Source organism: Streptomyces sp. WELS2, assembly GCF_013870595.1.
Taxonomy (GTDB): Bacteria; Actinomycetota; Actinomycetes; order Streptomycetales; family Streptomycetaceae; genus Streptomyces.
Window position 1 is genome coordinate 1 of record NZ_JACBWZ010001147.1, and the last position, 1,632, is coordinate 1,632.

A 1,632-nucleotide genomic window follows, 5' to 3' on the forward strand; every position below is an offset into this window, starting at 1 on the left:
CGTGGCGCTGGTCGGCGGCGGACCCGGCGACCCCGATCTGATCACCGTCCGCGGCCGGCGCCTGCTCGCCGAGGCGGACGTCGTCATCGCCGACCGGCTGGGCCCGCGCGATCTGCTCGCCGAGCTGCCGCCGCACGTCGAGGTGATCGACGCGGCGAAGATCCCCTACGGCCGCTACATGGCCCAGGAGGCCATCAACAACGCGCTGATCGAGCACGCCAAGCAGGGCAAGGCGGTGGTCCGGCTCAAGGGCGGCGACCCGTTCGTCTTCGGCCGGGGCATGGAGGAGGTCCAGGCGCTCGCCGAGGCCGGCATCCCGTGCACGGTGGTTCCCGGCATCTCCAGCTCCATCTCGGTCCCGGGCGCGGCCGGCATCCCGGTCACACACCGGGGGGTCGCCCATGAGTTCACCGTGGTCAGCGGCCATGTGGCGCCCGACGACGAGCGCTCCCTGGTCGACTGGCCCTCGCTGGCCAAGCTCACCGGCACCCTGGTGATCCTGATGGGCGTCGACAAGATCGGGAAGATCGCCGAGACGCTCGTCGCCCACGGCAAGCCGCCGACGACACCGGTGGCCCTGGTCCAGGAGGGCACGACGGCCGCCCAGCGCCGGGTGGACGCCACCCTGGCCACGGTCGCCGAGGCGGTACGGTCTCAGGAGGTGAAGCCCCCGGCGGTCATCGTCGTGGGCGAGGTGGTGCGGGTCGGCCCCGAGCCCGCCGCCTGATCACCGTAGGGGACACCCACCGGGAACCCTCGGACAACTCCGGGTAACCCCCGGTAACGCGACCCTCACCCAGCCGTTGGCAGCACACCCAGGACAAGGCAGTATCACCCCGTGGCCGATCTCATCACCGTCGAGGACCCCGACGACCCGCGCCTGACCGACTACACGGACCTGACCGACGTGGAGCTGCGCCGCCGGCGGGAGCCCGCGGAGGGCCTGTTCATCGCCGAGGGCGAGAAGGTCATCCGCAGGGCCAAGGAAGCGGGCTACGAGATGCGGTCCATGCTGCTCTCGGCCAAGTGGATCGACGTCATGCGCGACGTCATCGACGAACTCCCGGCCCCGGTGTACGCCGTGAGCCCGGAACTCGCCGAACGGGTCACCGGCTACCACGTGCACCGCGGCGCCCTCGCCTCCATGCAGCGCAAGCCGTTGCCGACGGCCGGCGAGCTGCTCCGCACCGCCCGCCGCGTGGTGATCCTGGAGTCGGTGAACGACCACACCAACATCGGCGCGATCTTCCGCTCGGCGGCGGCCCTCGGCATGGACGCGGTGCTGCTGTCGCCCGACTGCGCCGACCCGCTGTACCGGCGGAGCGTCAAGGTCTCCATGGGCGCGGTGTTCTCCGTGCCGTACGCCCGTCTGGACACCTGGCCGAAGGGCCTGGAGTCGGTCCGCGAGGCCGGTTTCACGCTGCTCGCGCTCACCCCGGACGAGAAGGCCGGCAGCCTGGACGAGGTCGCGCCGCACCGCATGGACCGGGTGGCGCTCATGCTCGGCGCGGAGGGCGACGGCCTGTCCAGGCAGGCCCTGGTCGCCGCCGACCAATGGGTGCGCATCCCGATGTCCCACGGCGTCGACTCCCTCAACGTGGGCGCGGCGGCGGCGGTGGCGTTCTACGCGGT

2 protein-coding genes are annotated in these 1,632 nt (G+C 72.0%); both read left to right on the plus strand.

The features are described from left to right. A partial coding sequence (gene cobA / locus H5J33_RS34475) for a uroporphyrinogen-III C-methyltransferase (protein ID WP_181798596.1) occupies positions 1–727 on the plus strand: 727 nt, incomplete at its 5' end. A 111-nt stretch (positions 728–838) separates the two neighbouring features. Next, on the plus strand, positions 839–1,632 hold a 794-nt coding region (locus tag H5J33_RS34480; protein ID WP_181798597.1), incomplete at its 3' end, for an RNA methyltransferase.